Raw genomic sequence first — 20,828 nt, 5'->3', positions numbered from 1 at the left:
GCTATTCCCCTGCTCCGGGTACTTCTTCTCGTGCCGCCACCGACCGTCCGTCGCCGGTGTCGAATACCTCGATGACGACGTCGGCGTCGCGGTAACCGCCCAGTGATTTGAGCCCCGGGGTGGCGTGCAGGATGTCGTGTGCCTGGTCGCCGGTGAGCGGGTAGTCAGCCACGGGATGCCGCCAGTGGGCGGCGAGCACGGTTGCGCCAGGTCGCAAGCGAGGGCATTCCCGGCGCAGCACGGCAGCCAGCGTGTCGGCGGTGAGGTAGTAGGCGACTTCGCTGAGCACCAGCAGGTCGAAGGGCCCATTGGGCCACGGCTCGTCCAGCGACCCGCGGGACAGTATCACCCGGTCCCGGCAGCCCTGGTCGACAAGCCGTGCGTCGGCGGCGCGGATTGCCGCCTCGGCCACGTCCATCGCGGTGACGTGGGCGCAGCGCGACGCGAGCAACGTGGTCAACGTTCCGATCGAACAGCCCGGCTCAAACGCGTGTCTGTACCGGCGAATTGGCAGCAATGCCAGGGTGATCGCGTATTTGCGTTGTTCGTACCACCGTGACGACAACTGCCAAGGATCGTCGGCGCTCGCATACATGCGGTCGAAGTACGCGTCGGGCAGTCGCGCGGTCATCGAAAGACCAACTCCCCCACCGCCATCAGCCGATCCAGCACCACGGGAGGCAGCACCGCGTCGGGGCCGTGCGGTTCGAACTGACTGCGAAAGCAGTGCGCGGCTCGTTGTTTGCGCTGCATTGCCCGACGGTCCGACGGCAGCGTGTGGGCGCTGTCCCAGGGCACGTCGGGATCACCCGGAGTGGCCCAGTGCCACATCCACACCGGATACTCCAACAGCTGTACCCCGTTGCGCGCGCACGCGGTGACGGCCGCGCGACCCACCGCCTCGTGATCGGGATGCCCGTCGCCCCGCCAAGTCGCCGCACACCAGGTACCGGGCGCGGACCCAGTGAGGATGTCGGTGAGCAGATCGGCGATTCGCTCCTCACACTCGCCCAATCTGCCGTCGGGCAACCCCAGCGATATCGGTGCGGCAACGCCTAATACCATTGCTGCACTGCGTAATTCGCTTCGACGCAGGCTTTCGAGACGGGTCCGCTTTTCAGCAGGCGCGTGCGGCTGCGCGGCACCGCCGTCGCTGACCGAGACCACTTCGACCGCCACCCGCGACGCGACGAGCTGTGCGATGGTGGCGCCCATCCCCAGCGTCTCGTCGTCCGGATGAGCTCCGACGACGACCAGTCGCGTGCACGGACTCAGATCCAGGGGTGGCGGCCGGTCGGCGGCCAGCCACTGCTGTGCGGACGTCCCACCGCTGGCCAGCGGAGTCGCAGCGAACCGGTGTCCGTTGCTCACGGTCCTCAACGGCCGGGCCGCCCGACCAATCGCCCGATCTCCGCCAGGTCACGCTCGGCATGGCTCTGCCGGATGTAGATGCTCAGGTCGGCGACCCGCTGCGCATGCCGCCCGTCCTGGCACAGCGGACCGGGTCCCAGTGCGCGTCCGGTGCGGGTGATCGCCTCGTCGGCCGCGTGTTCCACGACGGCGCGGACCCGCCGGGCCAGTAATTGCGCTGTGCCCGAACGGTCGAACGGATCCGCGTCGATCTGGGCTGCCGTGCCCGCCAGCATCGCGTCCCCGGCCGCCAGCGCGGCGTCGACCGCCCCCAGGTGCGCCAGCGCATACGCGTCGGCCGACTCGCTGCCGGCGCAGCGGTACAGCGGGTCGGCGACCCGGCGGGCACCCCCCAACCAGCACGCGGCAACCCCGATCGCCCCGTGCCAGAAGCCGGGCCGGGTCAGATACTGACCCGGCCTGCCGACCAGGATCGCGTGCACGTTGTTGAACTGCACCGACCGGGTGTCGCTGCCGGCCATTCCGGGGTTCCACCAGGTGCTGGGCAACGGTTTGACCCCGGTATCGGTCAGGGTCACCGCGAACAACCCGCGGCCGCCTTCCGGCAACCGGGCGGTGACCAGCGCATTGGTGCAGAAACCAGCCCCCGAGCACCACACCTTGGTGCCATTGAGCAGATATTCGTCACCGGCGATGCCGGTCGCGGCCAGCACGGCGTCGGAAGCCTCCGCCGCCCACACGCCCCACAATTGGCGCGGCTCAGGTGGTTTGCCGCCCAGCTCGTCCAGGATTGCGACCGCGTCGACGTGCGCCTCCGCGATGCGGGCGGCCGGGATGTCCTCCTCGGCCAGCTTGGCCAGGCGCTGCCAGCGTTCGGCCGTGTGTCCCGAGGCGGGCAACGGCATCTCGAGCAGTCCGGATTCCAGCCAGTGCTGGACCAGTCCCGCGGTCATGAGCGGTCCCCTGCCATCGACTTCTTCCCGGCACCGGCCAAGGTGCGCAAGTGGTGTGCGAAACCGCGCGGTGCGCGGCCCTTGGTGCGCGCTGACGTGATCACCGACTGCGCAGCGTCGCGGCGTATCCGGTATCCGGCGGCCTCAAAACGCCCGACGAGTTCGACGTCCTCACCGGACGACAGCGCGCGAAACCCACCGACGTCCCAGTACGCCCGGGAATCGAATCCCATATTCGCGCCGTGCACGTGATCGTGCTCACCGTTGATGCGCTGGTTGTAGGCCCGCAGATACCGGCGCGCGACTTCGACGCCGTGCCGGCGCCAGTCAGCCACCCGCACCAGGCCGAGATACATATCGGCGCCGCAATCGAGTTGGCGCACCAGCCAATTCGGTTCCACGGTGCTGTCGGCGTCGGTGGTCGCGTACCAGCAGTCGGCGTCGGATCCGAACTGGGTACGGACGAAGTCGAATCCCGCTGCCCGCGCAGCACCGACATTGCGCGCCTCCACCCGAACGAAATGCACGTCGGCGCCGTACCGCCCGGCCAGCTCGGCACTGTCGTCCTCACTGGCGTCCAACACGACGACCACGGTAACCGGTATGGGGGCACACAATGCCGCGGTCAGGACCGCGCGCAAGCAGGCCGGCAGACTCGCGCTCTCGTTGTGGGCGGGAATCACGACCGCAGCGTGGTGGTATGGACGCGGCGCTGCGGTTGACATAGCGAGATGAATTTCCGGTTTGCCCACTGCTTAAACGGCGCTGGTCAGGTTGCCAACGACGGTGCACCGGGTATGTGGTTACCGCGATGACCACTCAATTGCGCGAGGCACTCCGAGTCGCCGCGTCCGCGCTCAAGGAACACGGCCCGCCCTTCGCCTTGGCGGGCGGCTATGCGCTGTGGGCCTACGGTGCGCCCGAACCTACCCACGACGTCGACTTCGTAGTCGCCGAGTGCGATGTGTCCGCTGCTGTCTCGGCGCTGGAGAAGACAGGCCTGACCATCGAGCGGCCACCGGAGGACTGGCTGTTCAAGGCACACAACGGTGACGCGGTGGTCGATGTGCTGCACCGGGTCAACGGCGCACGGGTGGAGCCTGCTGACCTGGATCCGGCCGAAGACCGTGTGGTGCTGGGACTTTCGTTGCCCGTGCTGCCACCGACGGTGGTGTTCATCCAGCGGTTACGCGCTCTGACCGAGCATTACTGTGACTTCGGCCATCTCATTCCGGCGGCGCGAGCAGTGCGGGAGAAGATCGACTGGGCCCTGGTCGAGGCCGAGACGGCCGACAACGACTTCGCAGTCGCGTTCCTCGTGCTGGTCGATCGACTCGGTGTGCGCGCGTGAAATGTGCGCTGCTGGGTATGTCCTAACCCATGGACTCACACCCTGACCGGGACGAAGACCTGGCGAACGTGGTCGACGACCTCGAGGAAAACGTGACGGGCGAGACCGCGGAAGAAAGGCGCGCGGCTGAACCGGAGCCGCCGGACAGCGCTAAGCAGGAACCGCCGGATTGATCTCCGGTCAGTGGTTGCGCAGCTTCGCGACCAGCTTGTCCTTGGTCAGACCTGAATATCCGGATATGCCAAGTTCTTTGGCCCGCTTCTTCAACTCCGGCACCGTCCAGTCGTCGTAGGATCCCGACTTGCCGCCCTTGCGGCTGACTTTGGACTTGCCTTGACCGGCAGCCGCATTGGAGATCCGTGCCGCCTTCTCTTTCGAATCACCCTGTTTACGCAAGTCTTTGTAGAGTTTCTCGTTCTTGATCGACGAGTTCGGCATACTTATCACCCTCCTGCCCGGTGCTCGGAAAACCGCAGCTAGGTTGCCCCGTTACGGCGCAATCTAACCGCGCCGGTGATTCACCGAGATTCACCGACGGCCGCTGGTTTGGCCGGGTCGCCACCGGGAACACGGGACTCGACTGGCCGAAATGGACTGGCACCACATACGAAAGGAATGAATCGATGGGCGACAGCGGACCCGAAGAAGGCGCCAAAGGCGTTGCCGAAGGCATCAAGGGCAAGGCCAAAGAGGTCATCGGAAACGTGACCGGCAAAGAGGACCTGGCCAACGAGGGTGAGGCGCAGCAGGACAAGGCCGACGCCCAGCGGGACGCGGCGAAGAAGGAAGCCGAAGCCGAATCCGCGCGGGGCGGAGCTGAGGCAGCCGAGGAGCGCCAGAAGTCCAACCAGTAGTTCCTGGTCAGGTGCGCCGGCGGTAGGTACAGCCCGCCGCCGGCGCTCCTGCATGCCCCGATCAGCCTGCGCATCTATCCGAAAAGCGAACCGCTGGGCCGTCGCCGTTTGTCCAAACCATCGAAAGGGGTATCTCCGACTTCTCGTAGTACAGACGAAGGAGTCTCGAGAAATGAACTGTCAGTGAGAGTTGCCGTCGTCAGCGGGGATGACGCGTTTTCTGATTACGAACAATATGGGGTCGCCGACGAGGCATCGTTCTGCGCCGCGCTCGCGGAACAGGGAGTGACCGTCCAGGCACATCGCCGCCGTCGAGACGAATTGATCGCGACACCCGTCAAACCAACTTATCGCCAAGCCTCTGCTGAGGTCGGCCCGTACGATTCGGTGCCGCCGGTGGAGGTTTTGCCGTGGATCGGTCAGTGGTCTGCGATGCTGACCCGGCAGTGGGCGGCGGACCCGCCCGACATCGTGCACGCCTTCGGGTGGCTGGGCGGGTTGGCGGCACAACTGGCCGCCCGACCGGACCGGTTGCCCGTCGTGCAGAGTTTCTACGGTCTCGCGGCGCCGGACGGCACCGCGGCCGACGCGGAACGCGCCCGGATCGAACCGCTGCTGGTCCGCAATGCCGCGTGGGTGACCGGTGGCAGCACTGCCGAGGTAACTACCTTGACCCGGTTACGCCGCCGCCGCGCGCAGCTTTCGGTCCTGTCCACCGGAATCGACGTCGATCTTCACACGCCGCCCGGACCGAGGGTGGTCGACGACGGCTCGTTTCGCATTCTGCAGCTGGCACCGAACAGCATGCCCTGCAACGGATTCGACAAGTCCGTTCGCGCTCTGGTCAAACTTCCCGCCGCGGAGTTGGTGATTGCGCAGACGAACCCCCTGGACGCAACAGACAGACCGACGGCAGCGCTGCGGGAACTCGCCGCCAGACTCGGTGTCCGCGACCGGGTGCACTTCGTCGGACACGTTGTCCCCGAAGATGTTCCGGCTCTCATGCGGTCCGCCCACGTGGTTGCGTGCACACCCCGACGGGCGCCGCAGGCGACGACGGCGTTGCAAGCCATGGCCAGCGGAGTGGTAGTAGTCGGTGCCGCCGTGGACGCTCTGAACGATGTGGTGATCAACGGGGTCACCGGACTACTGGTGTCCCCCGATGATTCTCGCGAATTAGCGTCAGCCCTGCGCGCTCTTGAGCACCAGAGCTTTCAGCGGGACAGCATGGGTTCGGCCGGCCGCTCCCGGGCGGTGTCGCGGTTCAGCTGGAATCGGGTCGCGATGGATGCACTCAGCATCTATCACCAGACCCTGTCGCGACACCTGGGGGTGCCACTAGACCCGGCAGGCCGCGTCAAGTTCCACACCGTGGCATAGGAACAGATGCCTGTGCTACCCGCAAGAAACGGGAATTACTACTCCAGCAACGCAATTCGATACCGGCAATTCCGTACCACCACGTCCGAGACCGCGACCCAGTTCTTCGCCGAGGCGTACCAGCCGGGATGGCGGATCAGCAGTCTGGCGCGCGGCACCTCGATCACCCATCGGCGTTTCGAAGCCGATTGCGTCACGGTGGACGAGTTGCTGGTGGAAGGTCGGGTGGGGTGTGAGATCCGACCCACCGACTCTGTCGTGGCCATTCAGCCGCGCGCGGGTTCGCTGACCGTGGCAGGCGACCCGGGCGCTCGGCTGGAAACAGCAGTGCTCGCCGCCGACGGTCTGCCCTGCGTGCTGCAGGCCAACACCGCACGCTTTCACGTCGTCAGCATGAATCTGCAGCTGTTGAGTCACGTTGCGGCCGAGCGAGGTGGGCCGCTGGCGCAGCGATTCCAGTTCCTGGACTGCCGTCCGCGCACCGACGCTGTTGCCCATTCCTGGAGTCAGGCACTCGATTACGTCATCGCCAGCTTCGGACGCGCGGAGACGACCAGTCAGCCGTTGATCGTTGCGGCGGCAGCGCGCCTGCTCGGTGCTGCGCTGCTCGAGTGCTTCCCATCCAATCTGCACGCCGACCGCGAACTGCTGAGCAACCCGACCCTGCCGCCCAGCCTGAAGGTCGCGGTCTCGTTCGTTCACCGCCACTGCGGAGATGGTATCGGCGTCAACGACATTGCCGACGCGCTGCGCATGACGCCGCGGGCGGTGCAGTACCTGTTCCGGCAACACCTGGGCACGACGCCGACCGAGTATCTGCGGCGCACCCGGTTGCAGCGTGCCCATCAAGACCTCAGCGCCGGCGACCGGTCCACCACCACCGTCGCCGAGATCGCGCAACGCTGGGGCTTCAGCCACACCGGCCGATTCGCCTCGATCTATCGTGCCAGCTACGGGCAGAGCCCACACACCACCCTGCAGCAGTGATCAGTGCCCGTCGCGCGGAGTTCGCAAGAGCCGGTCGACCCGATAGGCAGCGTCGTCTTCGTCGTCCTGCGTGGTGATCTCAGCGACCACCCGCTCGGCGATATTGCGCAGTTTGACGTTGGATTCCTGGGACAGTCTGACTAGTATGTCGAAGGCCGAATCGGAGTTGACGCCGTAGCGCAGCATCAGGATTCCCATGGCCTGGTTGATGACGGCGCGGCGGGAATCGACGGCCAGCAGCGCCTCGCTGAGATGCTTTTGCAGGTCGGCGTCGAACTGGTCGGTGATGTCGATGTAAAAGCCGCCGATTCCGAGCAATCGGCCGTCGGGCCCGGAGAATCGGTCTCCCACCACTACGACAACGTGGGTCTCGCCCCGGGTGTCGATGATCCGGTGTCTGCTGCTGAACGCGGCACCGTGCCGGCGCACCTGCTCGATGAGCTCCGGCACGGTGGGTTTGTCGTCGGGATGTTTGTGCTTGAGCAGCAATTGGGTGTTCGGCGTGACGGTACCGGGTTCGTAACCATGCATCCGGGCGACCTCTTCGGACCACTCCCAACGGTCCTCACGGGTCAGGTAGCGGAATCTACCCACCGCGGGCCACCGGCGGCCCTTCTTTCGCCGCGAATCTGCGCACACCCGCCTCATATTATTCGGCCCCGGTACGCACGGACCCCTTTTGCACGACTCAGGCCGTTTTGGCCAGCCTCGCAGTCCCAGATGCATTGTCACTTCGGGCGACTCGCCGGATCAGCTTGTGGGTGGCCTCTTCCAGAATGAGTTGACCGGCGCCAGCACGACGGGCCCGTGCGGCCCGCTGCACCGCCTTCTCGATGGTCGCTCCCTGCCGGTAACCGCGGACCACCCGCGGATCGACGTAGGAGCCGCGCGCGACCGCCGGGGTGTTGCCCAACTCCGCAGCGACCTCCCGCATGACGGCGGCTTCGATCTTCTTGGCCTGCCGTTCCGATACCGCGGGGTCGGCGTCGGCGAACGCCGCGGCGGCCAGCACCGTGCCGTGCCAGGTGCGCAGGTCCTTCACGCTGTACTCGCTGCCGACCAGCTCCTTGAACCGCGTGTTGATGTCGTCAGCCTTCACCTCGACCCAGTTGGAACCGTTGCGGCACACCAGGAATCGACCGCTGCAGTCGGTCCTGCGTAGCAGCGCGCGTACCGCCCGGACCACTTCGGCGTTCTTGACCTCGTACTGACGTTGCACACCGCTCTTGGCGGGGTAGTCGAACGCCACCGCGTCCTTACTTACCGTCACGTGCTCACACAACAGCGTCGCCAGCCCGTAGGACTCGTTCTCCTCGGCGTACTGCTCACCGCCGGCCCGGAAGTAGCCGAGGTCCAGCAGGTGCAGACCCAACGCCAGCACCCGTTCCCGATTCAGTCCGCGACTGTCCAGGTCGCGTGCGATCTGCTCGCGCCAGGCCGGCAATTTGGTGGACAGCTCCAACACCCGGTCGAACTTCTCCTCGGCGCGTTCCTGTTGCCAGAGCTCGTGATACAGGTATTGCCGGCGGCCGGCTGCGTCGGTCCCGACAGCCTGGATGTGACCGTTGGGATACGGCGAGATCCATACCTTCTTCCAGGCCGGCGGGATGACCAGGTCCTTGATCCGCTGCACCGTCTTGTCATCCGTCAGCAGGTCACCGTCCGGGCCGTAGAAGGCGAAGCCCTTACCGCGGCGCTTGCGGGTGATTCCCGGCTTGCTCAACACACTGCGGCGCAGCCGCATGGTGGGTCCTCCGCATGTCCCCGACTCGCGGTCGGCTGCAGCCTGAATTACCCGCGCGGCCAGCACTTACACCTTGCGCAGCACCAGCGGCACCAGCAGCCAGGCGACGCCCAGCAACGCCAGTGCACAGCTCCCCGCGGTGATGCCGGCAATGTTGCCGGCGACCGCACTGAAGATGATCACCGTCATCCCCGTCAGCGCCAGCCCCAACAGGCACAGCCCCCAGAACGCACAGCGGTGCGCCGCGGAAACCAGGACAGCGGTCCGGTGCCGCCGGAACAGCAGGCGGTGCAGGCCGACCGGTGTGATCAGCATGATCGTCGCACCCACTGAGCACCCGACGGTCACCAGGTACACCACCCGCATGTCGTGGTTCAGCACGTCGAACCGGGTTTGGAACGGCAGCGTCAACAGGAACCCGGTGAGCAGTTGCACACCGGTCTGCACCACTCGCAGCTCTTGCAGCAGGCTGTTCCAGTTGCGGTCGAGCCGCTCGACTTCGGTTTCCCCACGTTCGCGGCGATCCCAGTTCTGGTCCCGTTCCGGATGATCGACATCCATGGCGTGATCATGCCGAACGACCCGCCACCGGGTGGTGGCGGGTCGTTCGGTTCAGTGCGGTTGAATCAGCCGGCCATGAACTCGTGGTAGGCCGACTCCAGGTTCGACGGCAACGCCGTCACATTGCACTGCCGTTCGGTGTCGCCGATCGGCGCCAGAATCCCACGCAGGTCGTGGTACTCGTTGGGATGCGCGGTGAAGTAACCGCGAATGTTGGCGGCCGCCTCACCCCGCGGCTGACCGTAGGCGTCCATTACCACCCGGTTGGCGCCCGGGTGACCGGCGAGGTACTGCTGCGCTGCGCCGGTGACGGACGAGACGGTGGCGTTGACGCCTTCCGGGCTGCAGTCGGGTGCCGCCGCGGCCGATGGCGCGCCGACGATTCCGATAACGACTCCCCCGAGCAGACAACCGGCGCTGACACCGGCCACTCGTCGTGGCGCGACGATACTGCTGAATTTCATAATGATGTGTTCCTCCGCATTAGCGAACTGATCGCCAGGGCTCCCGAGTCCCTGAAATCCAAAGTAGCGGAAGCAAAATCGCGATCGTTTGTTGTTCGCGGCTGCCGAACAAACCAAACCATCCGGGCTCGGGGAAATATGTGACACGAGCAACTCGTGTTGCCCTATTAGCTAAACGAACGAGTAAACGTGCACGCAAACGCTGAGAATTCTCAGAAACTCGGCGGGTTTCTTAACGAATCGTGACCTGAATTCGTGACGCAACCGTTATCTCGATCCGCCCGGGTCAGCGGTTGAGCTTGCCGTCCCGCGCGCCGGTCAGGGCGTCGTCGAGAGACGGGTACAGCGGGAATGTCTTGTCCAGACCGGTCAGATGAATCGGTCGCCGGGTCGCCGGACCCCGGGCCACCACGCCGAACTCCGCAACGTCACCGAGTTTCTCGTAGGTGGCCGCCAGGATTTTCAAGCCCACCGAGCCCAGGAATTCCACCGCGGACAGGTCGATGATCAACGCGGCCGGTCGGTCGACCAACACGCCGTCGATTGCTTCGTCGAGGGCGGGCGCCGTAACCAGGTCGATTTCGCCGCCGATGCTGAGCACGACTACTCCGTCGTGGTCAGAGACCGTGGCGGTGATCGAATCAGGAGCTGACAATGGCGATCCTTCGTCCGGGTGTGGTGCAAGCCTAACCTGCTGCGGTAATGGCGAGAAGAAGAAGACCTCAACATCCTCAACCCTGCACCTCAAGCTAGTCTCCCCATAGCACCCGCGCCCGGCAGGCCTTGGAGGCAACGATGTCTGATTCGACGATGTCTGATTCGACGACGGATTTCACCAGCAATGCCGCCGCCGGCGTCTCCAGCGAAGGCTTGCTGCCGCAGCTGGTCCAGCACCTGAGACGGAACCGGACCGCGCTGCGCGAAGAGTGGGCCCGCAGAATCACCGAAGCCGAACTGCTCACCGCGATGACGCCGGAGGAGATCTTCTCCGAAGCGACCGCCGTCTACGACAACTACGTCGAGGTGCTGGAGACCGGCAGCGTCGAGGCGCTGCAGGACTACGCGCGCGACCTGTCTGAGCGGATCATTCCGCGGGGCGTGGAAACCGACGAAGTCCTCGGCATCGTGCTGCTGTTGCGCGACGTGCTGGCGCGCTCGCTGTTCGAGAAGTATCAGGCCGAGTTCGACATGCTGAACCAGGTGCTGGACGCCTATGAGCCCGCCGCCAACCGGATCGCCAACACCGTGGGCGTCAGCTTCGTCCAGGAGCGCGAACGCATCATCCGCCAGCAGCAGGAGGCCATCCGCGAACTGTCCACGCCGGTGCTGCAGGTGCGCGAACAGCTGCTGATTCTGCCGATCATCGGCGTGTTGGACAGTCAACGCGCCCGGCAGGTCACCGAGCAGTTGCTGCGGGCGATTCGCGCCAACCGGGCCAAGGTGGTCGTCATCGACATCACCGGTGTGCCCACCATCGACTCCACGGTGGCCAACCATCTGGTGCAGACGGTCGACGCGTCCGGGCTGATGGGTGCCAGCGTGATCATCACCGGGCTGTCCTCGGAGATCGCCCTGACGCTGGTGACGATCGGCCTGGACCTGTCCAAGATGAATGCCGTCGGCGACCTGCAGGGTGGGATCGAGGAAGCCGAGCGGCTACTCGGCTACGAAGTCACCCGCACCGGCGAGTAGCCAAGCTCCGCATGCCAGTTCCGATTCTGAAACAGGGCGCGATTCTGATCGCGACGGTGCAGGCCGCGTTGACCGACTCGGACACCGAGCGCCTGCGCGAAGATCTGATGGAGCGGGTCAGCCGGTTTCGCGCGCAGGGCATCGTTGTCGACGTCACCGCCATCGACGTGATGGATTCGTTCGCCGCCCGCTCGCTGCGGACGATCGCGCACATGACCCGGCTGCGTGGGGCGACCACCGTGATCGTGGGTCTGCAGCCCGAGGTCGCCTTCGCCATGGTGCAACTCGGCCTGGCCTTCGACGACATGAGCACCGCGCTGGACCTGGAAGAAGGCATCGCGGTGCTGCACAAGAAACTGGGACTGAATAAGTCGACGATCGGGCGCGACGGTGGCGGGTGAGATTGTGGTCGCCATCAACACCTCGGACGACATCGTCGCCGCCCGCAAAGCCGGGCATCAGCTTGCCCTCGACCTCGGCTTCTCGTTGACCGACGTCACGATGATCTCCACCGCGATCTCCGAGATCGCGCGCAATATCACCAGCTACGCCGGCCGCGGCGAGGTGCGGGTCGCGGTCGCCGACCGGGAGGGCCGCAGGGCGCTGGTGGTGCGCGCCGAGGACGACGGACCCGGCATCGCCGACATCGACCGCGCCATGGAGGACGGTTACACCACCGGGCGCGGGCTGGGTATGGGCCTGCCCGGTGCGCGGCGGCTGATGGATCGGTTGATCGTGGAGTCCGCGCTCGGTCGGGGCACGGTCATCGAGATGTGGAAATGGGTCCCGGCCCGTGCCTGAGCAGGTCCGGTCCGCGGGCCGGTTCGGTCCGATCGAGTGGGCGACGGCGAGTCGGGCACGGCCGGGCGAGCACGTCTGCGGCGATCAGTCGATCGCCGTCGATATCGACAACGACCACGCACTCTTCGGTGTGCTGGACGGCCTCGGTCATGGCCCGGAGGCCGCCAGCGCCGCGCTCACCGCGATCGAGGCACTCGACGGGGCTCGTAGCGAACGCCTCGAGGTGCTCATCCAGCTGTGCCACCGGGTGCTGGAGGGCACCAGGGGTGCCGCGATAACCCTGGCGACGATCGATTTCCAGGCGTCGAAACTCACCTGGACCGGCATCGGCAACGTCAGCGCCCACTTGGTCGCCAAAAGCATCAGCGGCGCCCAGATCCGGTCCAGCGCCCGACTGGCCGGCGGCATCGTCGGCTACCGGATACCGGAAACCCGTCCCGCACAAACGGTTCCGATCCGCACCGGGGATCTCCTGGTCGTCAGCAGTGACGGGATCACCGAAGATCACCTCGACCACATCGACTTCGCCGCGTCGGCCAAAGACATCGCCGAGCAGATACTCACCAAGCACGCCAAGGAAAGTGACGACGCGATGGTTCTTGCCGCGCGGCACCGGGGCATTCCGACATGAGCAGTTCGGACGACTTCCACACCCAGTACCGGTCCGCGCTGAGCAGTTACCTGGATGCCCGCGACGAGGACGTCCTGGCACGGGGTTACGAACTCGGACGCCGGGCGCTGCAGGAACGAATCAGCATGCTCGACATCATCGAGCACACCTTCCAAATGCTCAACGACCTGTCCAGGACCGCTGCCGCCGAGCGCGCCCCCGCCCTGGAATTCCTGCTGCAGACACTGGCGCCGCTGGACGTCGCAACCCGCGGATTCCTGGACGGCACAAAGAAATTCGCGGCCGAGCGGGCCCGGGCAGAGGATCTGGCGGATCGTGACAAATTCCGCACCGCGCTGGTGAACTCACTACAGGAGGGGTTCTTCGTCGCCGACCAGGATGGTGCGGTGATCGAAGTGAACAACGCGTTCGCCGATATCCTCGGCTACGGCGCCGAAGGCCTGCCCTACCCGTGGCCGCAGCCCTGGCTGGTCGATCAGGAGGGCGTCTACCGGCACCAGCGGCGGCTACGCAGCGAAGGCAGCGCCCAGTACGAGATTCCGGTCCGCCACCCGAGCGGCCATCTCTTGTGGGTGGCAGTGAGCATCAACGCAGTCCGCAGCCCCGACGACGAGGGCGACGTCTACGTCGGCACGGTGCGTGACGTCACCGCCCAGCGCGCATTCGCCGCGCGCGAGGGTGCGGTGCTGCGACTGGCCACCTCGGTGGCCGTGGCCAAGAGTGTGGCCGAGGTGCTGCAGGTGACCCTCGAAGAGTGCCGCACCGCCGTCGACGTGCAGCGCGTGGTGGCGGTGTTGTGGCCCAGCGGCGATGGCGAGCCGACCGTCGAGGTCGCCGGCGAACCCGCTGAATCGAGCTGGCGCACAATGGATCCGGTTCTGCGGCAGACTTTCCTGGATGCCCGTCACCAGTTGCCGCTGACGGCCAAGACGGTCGAGTGGCCGGACGCGCCGGGCAAGGCCCGCGGGTTGGTCGTCATGCTGTCCGGCACCGGGGATGTCGCGCTGTGGTTGGAGCTTCGTACGCCGCGCTGGGTCAGCGGGGAGGATCGGTTGCTGGTGACCGTTCTGATCGGCCATCTCAGTCTGGCCATTCAGCATGTCCGCCAGTTCGAGAATGCGCGGGTGACGTCGCTGACGCTGCAGCGGGCCATGCTGCCGCCGATGCAGCCGCCGCCGGGCTTCGCGGTGCGGTATGAACCGGCGGTCGAACCGCTGGAAATCAGCGGCGACTGGTACGACGTGATCGCGATCGACGACCGGCGCATCGGGATCGTCGTCGGTGACTGCGTGGGCCGCGGGTTGCCGGCGGCCGCGATCATGGGTCAGCTGCGCAGCTCGTCGCGGGCCTTGTTGCTCACCGGGGCCAAGCCGGCCGTGCTGCTCGAGCAGCTCGACGCGGCGGCGTCGCTGATTCCGGACGCCTACTGCACGACGGTGTTCCTGGCGATCTTAGACACCGAGTCCGGGGTGCTGGAGTACAGCAATGCCGGCCACATGCCCGCCGTGCTGGTCAAGCCCCGACCGGGGGCGGATTCGGAGACGACGCTGCTGACCAATGCCGGTTCGGTGCCACTTGCCGTGCGCCGCAACACAAGTCGTCCGCAGGCCGCCGAGGTGCTGCCGCCGGGATCGACGCTGATGTTGTTCACCGACGGCTTGGTGGAGCGCCGGCACGAGTCGATCGACGATGGCCTGGCCCGGGTCGCCGAAGTGCTGACCGACGCGGCTCAGTTGCCGGTCGACGCGGTGGCCGAAACGGTGCTGGACAAGCTGGCGCCGCAGGCCGGCTACGACGATGACGTCGCGATGGTGGTCTACCGGCACCAACTGGCGCCGCTGCGCATCGAAACCGATGCCACCGCAGCTCAGCTGGCGCCGGTGCGACGGTGGCTGCGTTCGTGGTTGCGGGCCGCCGAGGTCCCGGAGGAGCTGGCGGGCGACATCGTGCTGGTGGTCGGAGAGGCCTGCACCAACTGCGTCGAGCATGCCTATGCCGGGGAACCCGCCATGAAAATGCTGGTCGAGATGCGTGCCGACCACGGCGAGATCCGGGCGCGGATCGTCGACACCGGTCGTTGGAAACCCCCGGCGGCGAATCCGCGCACTGGCGGGCGTGGCCTGCCGCTGATGCGGGCGATGAGCGAGTCGATGGAAGTCGACCACGGCGTCGACGGCACCACGATCGAGGCCGTCTTCCGTTTGCCTGACCGATAGCGGGGTAAAAGATCGTTGTGACTCATGTGTCGGTAGCCGTGGAGCCTGTCCTGCCCGCGGCACACGGTCCCCTGTCGACGGCGGTGTGCCGCGCGTTGACGGCGCCGGCCGCGCGCGAGCAGTCCGGCCGGATCAGTGCTGCGGTAGGTGACTCCGACCCGTACGGCCTTGACCTGCAGCTGGCGCTGTACCTGTGCTACGAGCTGCACTACCGCGGTTTCGCGTCGGTGGACCCGGGTTGGGAGTGGAATCCCGCTCTGCTGGGTTTCCGGGCCGAATTGGAGCGGGTCTTTCTGGCCGGCGTGCGCCGCGACGTGGGACCCATCGGGCCCACCGACACGGCAGCCGCCGAGATGGACGCCCTGGCAATCGAACCCAAGAACGGCACGGGTCTGTCCTACTACCTGCGGGACAGCGGCACCTGGGAGCAGATGCGGGAGTACTTCGTCCACCGATCGCTGTACCACCTCAAAGAGGGCGACCCGCACGCCTTCGCCATTCCCCGGCTCACCGGTACCGCCAAGGCAGCCTTCGTCGCGGTGGAGTTCGACGAGTACGGAGCCGGCCGGGGTGCCCAGATGCACCAGCAGCTGTTCGCTGACCTACTGGAGGCGGCAGACCTGGATTCGACGTACCTGGGTTATCTGGATTCGGTGCCCGCGGAGGCATTGGCGGTGGTGAACCTGATGTCGATGTTCGGGTTGCACCGCAGGCTGCGGGGTGCGGCGGTCGGTCATTTCGCGGCGACCGAAATCACGTCGCCGCCGGGGTCACGACGGATGGTCGACGCCCTGCACCGCATGCAGGCGCCCGCGGCGTGCGTCGAGTTCTACCGTGAGCACGTGGAGGCGGACGCCGTGCACGAGCACGTGGTGCGCCTCGACGTGGTGGGAGATCTCGTTTCCCGCGAACCGCAGTTGGACTGCGATGTCGTGTTCGGCATCCGCGCCAATGCGGCCGTGGAGAACCGCCTGGCAGATGTCATCATGGCGTCCTGGCAGCGGGGGGAATCGTCGCTGCGGCGGCCGCTCAGCTAGTCAGGTTCTTGACTATGGTCGACCGGCATCTGCGATGGCTGGTATCGCACAGCGGATAGTCCTGGCTGCGCCGACAGGTACAGACCGCCACCATGAAGCGGTCCGATTCCACGACATTGCCGTCGGGCATCTCGATTCGCACCGGACCGGAGACCAGTACCGGACCGTTGGGAATCACCTGCACTCGCGTGGTGCTCATGGCTTGTCTGCTCGAATGACCACGATTTCTTCCTCCCGATGGCCCGGGCGGATGAGCCCCAGTTCCTCGAGCCATTCTGCTCGTGCCGTCAGCACCGGTCCAAACGGAATGAGTTGACTGGCAACGACGTCGGCGTCCAACCCGGTGGCACGCAGCTGGTCGATCGACTGCTGCACACCGGCCAGCGCCGAGTGCACCAGGAGCAGAGATCCGCCGTTGCACAACAACTTTGACGCCGTTTCGCACAGCGGGTCCAGTACTTGCCGACCGTCGGGGCCGGCGTTCCACGCCCACGACGGACCGGCTGCTGCGGGGATACGGTCGGTGTCGTCGAGCGGAGGGGCGGGCACATACGGCGGATTGGAGACCACCACGTCGAACGGGGCGCAATCCAACGCGTCGACCCACGAGCCTTGGCGCACATCGACATCGGCTCCGACGCAGGAAGCGTTGCTGCGTGAATAGCGCACGGCCTGCGGACAGATGTCGAAGGCGGTGATGCTGGCACAACCCATCTGTGCCGCCGAAATCGCGACGTAGCCCGATCCGGTACACAGGTCCAGCACCCGACGGCCCCGGATCAGACCCGTCCACCGCATGGTGTCCACGAGCAGGTGCGAGTCGTGCTGCGGCTGGTAAACCCGTTCGGCAATCGGAGTCGAATCCGAAGCTGGCAACGTGGCTGTCATGGCCAGATTAATGCCCGCAGACGATCGTGTTAAACCTGCTTTGCCAATGCCCGGTGCTATCGGGCGCGCGCCGGAGCCTGGGCAAGCTGCTTGATGACGGCTTTGCAGAACGCGTCGAGGTCCTTCGGTGAGCGACTGGTGATGATGTTTTTGTCCTCCACCACCTCTTCGTCGACCACCCGGGCACCCGCGTTGCGCAGATCGGTGCGGATGCTGCCATACGACGTCATCCGGCGGCCGGCAACCACGCCGGCTTCCACCAGCGTCCAGGGCCCGTGACAGATGGCGGCGACGGGCTTCCCGGAGTCGACGAAGTCCCGCACGAAGGTGACGGCATCTTTGTTGGCGCGTAACTTGTCAGGATTGACCGTGCCGCCGGGCAGAATGAGTCCGTCGTACTCGTCGACCGATGCGTCCGAAACCTTGCGGTCGACCTTGATTGTGCCCGCCGGCTCCAGATCGTGGTTGCGGGCCTCGATTTCACCGTCTTCCAGCGACAACAGGTAAGTCTGGGCTCCGGCCTCCTGCAGCGCCTGGCGGGGTTGCTCGAATTCGACCTTCTCCACCCCGTCGGCGGCCAGAAACGCGATCCGCTTGCCGTCCAATTCATTTGACATGGTTTCCACTCCTTTACGGGTTGAGGATCACCTTGGTGCAGCTGTCCTGCTTGTGCTTGAAGATCTCGTAACCATGCGACGCCTGGTCGAGTTGCAGGTGGTGACTGATGATGACGGTCGGGTCGATCTCGCCCTTGCGGATGCGTTCCAGCAACGGTCGCATATACCTGTGGACGTGGCACTGACCCGCCTTGATGGTCAACGATCGGTTCATGACCGCGCCGATGGGGAACTTGTCGATCAACCCGCCGTAGACGCCGACGATCGAGATCGTTCCGCCGTTGCGGCAACTCATGGCCGCCTCTCGAAGTGCGTGTGGCCGTTCGGTTTCCAGCCGCGCGGCCTGTTTCACCCGGTCATAGGCGTCGACCAGGGTCGATCCGTTGCGGGCCTCCGACCCGACGGCGTCGATGCAGTGGTCCGGTCCGCGGCCGGCCGTCATGTCCTGTAGCTCATCGAGTACCGACGTCTCAGCGAAGTTGAGCGTCGTGGCTCCCAATTTCTGCGCCAGTTCAAGCCGGTACGGGACCTGGTCTATGGCAATGACTTTCGAAGCACCCAGCAACAGGGCGCTGACCATGGCGAATAAACCCACCGGGCCGGCGCCCCATACGGCCACCACATCACCCGGCTGGATGTCGCACATCTCGGCGCCCATGTACCCGGTCGGCAGGATGTCGGAGAGGAAGAGCACCTGATCGTCGGTCAGATCGTCCTCGACCTTCAACGGGCCGACATCGGCGAACGGCACCCGCACGTATTCGGCTTGCCCACCGGCGAAACCGCCCATCATGTGGGAGTAGCCGAAGATACCTGCGGGCGAATGCCCCAGCAACTTCTCTGCCATCCCAGCATTGGGATTGGAGTTCTCGCATAGCGAGTACAGGTCGCGGCTGCACGCCGAACATGCCCCGCATGCGATCGGAAAGGGGACCACCACCCGGTCACCGACCGTGAGGTTGCCGACATTCTTTCCGATTTCGACGACTTCGCCCATGAATTCGTGTCCGAGCACGTCGCCGTGCTTGACGGTGGGGATGTATCCGTCGTAGAGGTGCAGGTCCGACCCGCAGATGGCGGTCGAGGTCACCCTAATGATGGCATCGCGGTCGTTGAGGATCTTCGGGTCCGGAACCGTTTGCACCTCAACGCTATTACGCCCGGCCCACACTGTTGCTTTCATGCTTGACTTCCTTGGTTGGCGGGTTGGGCGTTCTGCTGGTGCATCTGCTGGAAGGAGACTGTCCCGCCGGGCGATCCGTCCGAGCGCGTCACCTGGCCCGTTTCGATGATCTGTTTGAATCGACGGAGATCGTCGTTGACCTGCTGTTGAGGTGACTCACCGAGTAGCGCGGCCGCCGCCTTGGCCAGACCGCCACCCGGCAGTTGATAGCCGATGGTGACTCGGATTTCGGTGCCCCTGCCGGAGCCGTCGGGGGTGAAGTCAACACAGCCGCTGTTGTCAATTCCCGAGCCGGGCAACGACTGCCACGATATCCGCTTGCCGGGCACGTCGTCGACGATCCGCGCGTCCCATCGAATGGGTTGCCCCACCGGAGCGTTCGCGACCCAGTGGGAGCGGCCGTCGGCGTCGATGGTGACCGACTGCAGGTGATGCATGAAGCTGGGCAGGTTTTCCAAGTCCCGCCAATAGTTGTAAACCTCGTCGGGAGAACGCAGTACGGTAACAGCGGCGCGCAGCGATTCATGATGTTGTCCGCCCGCATGGCGCGGGCTTTGACCGCCGGTGGTACTCAGAGCGGCGTACAGATCGAGGCCGCCGATCACCGTGAGGGCGGCGAGGGCGATGCTGCCTCTGGTGCGGCGACCGGGCCCACGCCGGGCTACGCCGGCAGCCAGCACTGCGACGTCAAGTACGTCGCCGGCCACCCGCGTCCACACCAGCTTTTCGGAACCCAGCAAAAGCGCTGCGCCGTGGCCACATTCGCGAACACCCAGCGCCTGGATGATCTTCCGAGCCCGCGGTGTCTCGTCGACACCGGCGAGGTCTGCCACTTTGCTTGGTGCCAATATCTCCGACAAACCAAGCCCAAAACTGGCTACGCCAAGGCCTTTCACCAATGCCACGGTCCTGCTAGCGGACTCATTCATTACCAACACCCCTCGTTCAGACCCGGTAGCGGATCCGACCCGCTCGTGTTACGGCAGCCATACCCGGGCTCTGGCCAGCCAAACCTGCCTAGGTCGAGGCTGCGCGCAACGACTCCAGCAGTGGTTCGGCGGCTTCCTCGAGGAATTGCTGCTGTGTGTCGCCGCCGATTTGGATGAGCGCGACGTCGCTGAAACCGCCTTCCCAGAACGGCTTGACTGCTTCGACGATGGCGTCCAGGTCCGGGCCGCACGGAATGCTCTCGGCGACATCTTCGGGCCGGACGAATTGCGTCGCGCCGGCGAAACCCGCGGGTGTCGGCAGGTCGGCGTTGACGGCCCAGCCGCCGGCAAACCACCGGAACTGGTCGTGTGCGCGCTTGATGGCGGTGTCGCGATCGGGATCCCAGCAGATCGGGATCTGGCCGATCACCCGCCCGGCCCCGGGCCACCCGCCGCTCTGCCGCGCCACATGCCACGCGTCGACCAGTTCGCTGTCGGGCTGCACCGCCACCAAGTGGTCGGCGAGTTTGCCCAGCTTGTCGACGCCCCTGGCACCCGCGAGCGCTACCGCGATGCCGGGCAGCACGTCGGGCACATCCCACAATCGTGCCGAATCCACTTGGAAGTAGTCACCCTTCCAGTCGACCAAGTCCCCGCTGAACAATTCGCGGATGATCTTGATGGCTTCGCGCAGCATGTCCTGCCGTCGCTCGACGGTCGGCCAACCTTTGCCGACCACATGCTCGTTGAGGTTTTCACCGCTGCCCAGACCGAGGGTGAACCGCCCGTCGGCGAGGATCTGAACGGTGGCGGCTTGTTGCGCGACGATCGCCGGGTGATACCGCATCGTCGGGCAGGTCACGTACGAGTAGAGATCTACGTTTTCCGTCGCGTGTGCCACGGCGCCGAGCACCGCCCACGCATTGGGCGCATGGCCCTGGGTAGCAAGCCACGGTGAGAAATGGTCGCTGCATACTTCGAAGTCGAACCCACGTTGTTCGGCCGAAACGGCATCGCGCACAAGCTCTTTCGGACCGCATTGCTCTGTCATCAAGGTATAGCCGAACCGTGCCATACCTAAGCGGGTACCCCGGCCCACCGAGTGCAAACGGTGCCGGTCAGAAGGGTGGTGGGTCGTCGTCGGGGTGGGGTGGTGGGTGGTTGTCGGC

27 protein-coding genes are annotated in these 20,828 nt (G+C 65.6%); 11 read left to right on the top strand and 16 right to left on the bottom strand.

All coding sequences use genetic code 11. The features are described 5' to 3' along the window. Nucleotide 1: 1 nt before the first annotated feature. Genes AC5Y6Y_RS17170 through AC5Y6Y_RS17155 form a run of 4 tightly spaced genes read right to left on the bottom strand, consistent with a single transcriptional unit; the run spans nt 2 to nt 3,049 of the window. The gene (locus tag AC5Y6Y_RS17170) at nt 2–631 is read right to left on the bottom strand and encodes an SAM-dependent methyltransferase (protein ID WP_473139900.1); all 630 of its coding nucleotides are present in this window, start codon (nt 629–631) and stop codon (nt 2–4) included. Further along, a complete protein-coding gene (locus AC5Y6Y_RS17165) occupies nt 628–1,380 on the bottom strand; it encodes a PIG-L deacetylase family protein (RefSeq protein ID WP_473139901.1) in 753 nt (250 codons plus the stop codon). Before AC5Y6Y_RS17165 ends, AC5Y6Y_RS17170 begins: the two co-directional genes overlap by 4 nt. Beyond that, nucleotides 1,377–2,324 (bottom strand): acyl-CoA dehydrogenase family protein, encoded by a 948-nt coding sequence (locus tag AC5Y6Y_RS17160; protein ID WP_473139902.1) that lies wholly within the window; start codon nt 2,322–2,324, stop codon nt 1,377–1,379. The genes AC5Y6Y_RS17165 and AC5Y6Y_RS17160 overlap by 4 nt, the downstream gene beginning before the upstream one ends. Next, the gene (locus AC5Y6Y_RS17155; RefSeq protein WP_463828736.1) at nt 2,321–3,049 is read right to left on the bottom strand and encodes a glycosyltransferase family 2 protein; all 729 of its coding nucleotides are present in this window, start codon (nt 3,047–3,049) and stop codon (nt 2,321–2,323) included. The genes AC5Y6Y_RS17160 and AC5Y6Y_RS17155 overlap by 4 nt, the downstream gene beginning before the upstream one ends. Nucleotides 3,050–3,135: 86 nt before the next feature. Here AC5Y6Y_RS17155 and AC5Y6Y_RS17150 point away from each other — a divergent pair, with 86 nt between their 5' ends. Continuing rightward, entirely contained in the window at nt 3,136–3,675 is a 540-nt protein-coding gene (locus AC5Y6Y_RS17150) for a hypothetical protein (RefSeq protein ID WP_473139903.1), read from the top strand. Nucleotides 3,676–3,704: 29 nt separating this feature from the next. Continuing rightward, the gene (locus AC5Y6Y_RS17145) at nt 3,705–3,848 is read left to right on the top strand and encodes a hypothetical protein (protein WP_463828734.1); all 144 of its coding nucleotides are present in this window, start codon (nt 3,705–3,707) and stop codon (nt 3,846–3,848) included. Nucleotides 3,849–3,855: 7 nt separating this feature from the next. Here the strand turns inward: AC5Y6Y_RS17145 and AC5Y6Y_RS17140 are convergent, their stop codons facing one another. Continuing rightward, complete coding sequence (locus AC5Y6Y_RS17140; RefSeq protein WP_473139904.1) at nt 3,856–4,113, bottom strand: DUF7218 family protein; 258 nt, start codon at nt 4,111–4,113, stop codon at nt 3,856–3,858. A 185-nt stretch (nt 4,114–4,298) separates the two neighbouring features. Here AC5Y6Y_RS17140 and mbp1 point away from each other — a divergent pair, with 185 nt between their 5' ends. The 3 genes from mbp1 (at nt 4,299) to AC5Y6Y_RS17125 (ending at nt 6,896) form a co-directional block, all read left to right on the top strand. Further along, nucleotides 4,299–4,529 carry a microaggregate-binding protein 1 gene (gene mbp1 / locus AC5Y6Y_RS17135; RefSeq protein WP_463828732.1) on the top strand — a complete coding sequence of 77 codons (231 nt, stop codon included), beginning with the start codon at nt 4,299–4,301 and terminating at the stop codon, nt 4,527–4,529. 183 nt (nt 4,530–4,712) lie between these two features. Continuing rightward, nucleotides 4,713–5,909 (top strand): glycosyltransferase, encoded by a 1,197-nt coding sequence (locus AC5Y6Y_RS17130; protein WP_473139905.1) that lies wholly within the window; start codon nt 4,713–4,715, stop codon nt 5,907–5,909. A gap of 6 nt (nt 5,910–5,915) precedes the next feature. Beyond that, a complete protein-coding gene (locus AC5Y6Y_RS17125) occupies nt 5,916–6,896 on the top strand; it encodes a helix-turn-helix transcriptional regulator (RefSeq protein ID WP_473139906.1) in 981 nt (326 codons plus the stop codon). Here AC5Y6Y_RS17125 and AC5Y6Y_RS17120 read toward each other — a convergent pair whose 3' ends face one another. The 5 genes from AC5Y6Y_RS17120 to AC5Y6Y_RS17100 form a co-directional block, all read right to left on the bottom strand. Continuing rightward, nucleotides 6,897–7,535, bottom strand: coding sequence for a PAS and ANTAR domain-containing protein (locus AC5Y6Y_RS17120; protein ID WP_463828729.1), 639 nt, complete (start codon nt 7,533–7,535; stop codon nt 6,897–6,899). A 49-nt stretch (nt 7,536–7,584) separates the two neighbouring features. Next, nucleotides 7,585–8,640, bottom strand: coding sequence for a DNA topoisomerase IB (locus AC5Y6Y_RS17115; protein WP_463828728.1), 1,056 nt, complete (start codon nt 8,638–8,640; stop codon nt 7,585–7,587). 66 nt (nt 8,641–8,706) lie between these two features. Beyond that, on the bottom strand, nt 8,707–9,201 hold the full coding sequence (locus tag AC5Y6Y_RS17110) for a DUF6328 family protein (protein WP_463828727.1): 495 nt from the start codon (nt 9,199–9,201) through the stop codon (nt 8,707–8,709). A 65-nt stretch (nt 9,202–9,266) separates the two neighbouring features. Next, entirely contained in the window at nt 9,267–9,665 is a 399-nt protein-coding gene (locus AC5Y6Y_RS17105; RefSeq protein ID WP_473139907.1) for a heme-binding protein, read from the bottom strand. Nucleotides 9,666–9,951: 286 nt separating this feature from the next. Then, complete coding sequence (locus tag AC5Y6Y_RS17100) at nt 9,952–10,320, bottom strand: STAS domain-containing protein (RefSeq protein WP_463828725.1); 369 nt, start codon at nt 10,318–10,320, stop codon at nt 9,952–9,954. 155 nt (nt 10,321–10,475) lie between these two features. Here AC5Y6Y_RS17100 and AC5Y6Y_RS17095 point away from each other — a divergent pair, with 155 nt between their 5' ends. From AC5Y6Y_RS17095 to AC5Y6Y_RS17070, 6 genes are read left to right on the top strand one after another with little or no spacing between them, the layout of a single operon-like run. Further along, a complete protein-coding gene (locus AC5Y6Y_RS17095; protein WP_463828767.1) occupies nt 10,476–11,357 on the top strand; it encodes an STAS domain-containing protein in 882 nt (293 codons plus the stop codon). A gap of 11 nt (nt 11,358–11,368) precedes the next feature. Then, a complete protein-coding gene (locus AC5Y6Y_RS17090; protein WP_463828724.1) occupies nt 11,369–11,758 on the top strand; it encodes an STAS domain-containing protein in 390 nt (129 codons plus the stop codon). Next, complete coding sequence (locus AC5Y6Y_RS17085; protein ID WP_463828723.1) at nt 11,748–12,158, top strand: anti-sigma regulatory factor; 411 nt, start codon at nt 11,748–11,750, stop codon at nt 12,156–12,158. Before AC5Y6Y_RS17090 ends, AC5Y6Y_RS17085 begins: the two co-directional genes overlap by 11 nt. A gap of 31 nt (nt 12,159–12,189) precedes the next feature. Next, nucleotides 12,190–12,789 (top strand): SpoIIE family protein phosphatase, encoded by a 600-nt coding sequence (locus AC5Y6Y_RS17080; protein WP_463828766.1) that lies wholly within the window; start codon nt 12,190–12,192, stop codon nt 12,787–12,789. Further along, nucleotides 12,786–15,005 carry a SpoIIE family protein phosphatase gene (locus AC5Y6Y_RS17075; protein ID WP_473139908.1) on the top strand — a complete coding sequence of 740 codons (2,220 nt, stop codon included), beginning with the start codon at nt 12,786–12,788 and terminating at the stop codon, nt 15,003–15,005. The genes AC5Y6Y_RS17080 and AC5Y6Y_RS17075 overlap by 4 nt, the downstream gene beginning before the upstream one ends. 17 nt (nt 15,006–15,022) lie before the next feature. Beyond that, complete coding sequence (locus AC5Y6Y_RS17070; protein WP_463828721.1) at nt 15,023–16,042, top strand: iron-containing redox enzyme family protein; 1,020 nt, start codon at nt 15,023–15,025, stop codon at nt 16,040–16,042. Here AC5Y6Y_RS17070 and AC5Y6Y_RS17065 read toward each other — a convergent pair. The 6 genes from AC5Y6Y_RS17065 to AC5Y6Y_RS17040 all read right to left on the bottom strand — a co-directional run bounded on the left by AC5Y6Y_RS17065 (nt 16,035) and on the right by AC5Y6Y_RS17040 (nt 20,734). Continuing rightward, a complete protein-coding gene (locus AC5Y6Y_RS17065; protein WP_473139909.1) occupies nt 16,035–16,241 on the bottom strand; it encodes a CDGSH iron-sulfur domain-containing protein in 207 nt (68 codons plus the stop codon). The two genes, AC5Y6Y_RS17070 and AC5Y6Y_RS17065, sit on opposite strands and share 8 nt — an antisense overlap. Beyond that, nucleotides 16,238–16,930 (bottom strand): HemK2/MTQ2 family protein methyltransferase, encoded by a 693-nt coding sequence (locus AC5Y6Y_RS17060; protein WP_463828719.1) that lies wholly within the window; start codon nt 16,928–16,930, stop codon nt 16,238–16,240. Before AC5Y6Y_RS17060 ends, AC5Y6Y_RS17065 begins: the two co-directional genes overlap by 4 nt. A gap of 56 nt (nt 16,931–16,986) precedes the next feature. Beyond that, nucleotides 16,987–17,547 carry a type 1 glutamine amidotransferase domain-containing protein gene (locus tag AC5Y6Y_RS17055; RefSeq protein ID WP_463828718.1) on the bottom strand — a complete coding sequence of 187 codons (561 nt, stop codon included), beginning with the start codon at nt 17,545–17,547 and terminating at the stop codon, nt 16,987–16,989. Nucleotides 17,548–17,560: 13 nt separating this feature from the next. Next, nucleotides 17,561–18,730, bottom strand: coding sequence for a zinc-dependent alcohol dehydrogenase (locus tag AC5Y6Y_RS17050; protein WP_473139910.1), 1,170 nt, complete (start codon nt 18,728–18,730; stop codon nt 17,561–17,563). Beyond that, a complete protein-coding gene (locus AC5Y6Y_RS17045; RefSeq protein WP_473139911.1) occupies nt 18,727–19,563 on the bottom strand; it encodes an SRPBCC family protein in 837 nt (278 codons plus the stop codon). The genes AC5Y6Y_RS17050 and AC5Y6Y_RS17045 overlap by 4 nt, the downstream gene beginning before the upstream one ends. Before the next feature lie 184 nt (nt 19,564–19,747). Continuing rightward, nucleotides 19,748–20,734: an LLM class F420-dependent oxidoreductase gene (locus AC5Y6Y_RS17040; protein ID WP_463828715.1), complete on the bottom strand. Its 987-nt coding sequence runs from the start codon at nt 20,732–20,734 to the stop codon at nt 19,748–19,750. Nucleotides 20,735–20,828: the final 94 nt, after the last annotated feature.

Source organism: Mycobacterium sp. NGS24, from assembly GCF_059813065.1.
The sequence above is the reverse complement of the archived record's forward strand: the minus strand, read 5'-3'. Positions and strand labels throughout refer to the sequence as shown.